The organism is Streptomyces sp. SID486, from assembly GCF_009865385.1.
In the GTDB taxonomy this organism is placed as follows: domain Bacteria; phylum Actinomycetota; class Actinomycetes; order Streptomycetales; family Streptomycetaceae; genus Streptomyces.
This window is the reverse complement of record NZ_WWJT01000087.1, coordinates 1-807: the sequence shown is the minus strand read 5'-3', so window position 1 is coordinate 807 and position 807 is coordinate 1. Positions and strand designations below refer to the sequence as shown.

The window sequence follows — 807 nt, the reverse complement described above, 5'->3', positions numbered from 1 at the left end:
TCAGGCGGGAACGATGTTCTCGGCCTGCGGGCCCTTCTGGCCCTGCGTGACGTCGAAGGTAACCTTCTGGCCTTCCTGAAGCTCGCGGAAGCCCTGGGTGGCGATGTTCGAGTAGTGGGCGAACACGTCAGGACCGCCACCCTCCTGCTCGATGAAGCCGAAGCCCTTTTCCGCGTTGAACCACTTCACGGTGCCAGATGCCATATTGAATCTCCCTTGGGGGGCAGTGCCGGAGTCCGCACCTTGCGGATCCCGAGTCGCCGCGATGATCACCCCTCCGGAAAGATCCGGAAAGCTCTGCAAAGAAACAAGTCTCTGGCAACCAAAACTGCAACTGCTATCACGCTAACACAGGGTCGGGCGGAGGTGCCCGGGGGTTTTCGGCTCCGGCCAGGGATTCCATCCCACCGAAGACCGCATATCTGTATCGCCGGAAACAGATATCCGCTCCCGGCTCGGCCAGGCTTCACCAGCGCGTCGGCGGCGGTCGCCGCCGTCGCGGTCGTCGACGCCCCGGCACCGCCTGCCGTGCGGGGCGATTCGGGCGCCAGCGGATATGGTTGTCTTCACTGGCCGCGACAGGTTTTCGGACTGGCCCAGTCTGCCCAACCCGCCGGAACGAGCGGGCGATCAGGCACATGACCTGCTCCGATGAAACCCCCGGATGGATCCGCCCGGGGGTGCGTCGCGGAGCTCCGGCCGGCCTGCCGCCCGCCCGCCCGCCCGTGCACGGAGTACGCCTCTCAGCCGTGCTCCTCGTGCGTCTCCGGCGCCTGCTCCTCCCCGTGCAGACCCTCCGGGCGGCGG

General features: G+C 66.8%; 1 protein-coding gene. It reads right to left on the bottom strand.

All coding sequences use genetic code 11. From position 1 onward, the window contains the following. The gene (locus GT045_RS04355) at nucleotides 1–204 is read right to left on the bottom strand and encodes a cold-shock protein (RefSeq protein WP_031482971.1); all 204 of its coding nucleotides are present in this window, start codon (nucleotides 202–204) and stop codon (nucleotides 1–3) included. Nucleotides 205–807 lie beyond the last annotated feature (603 nt).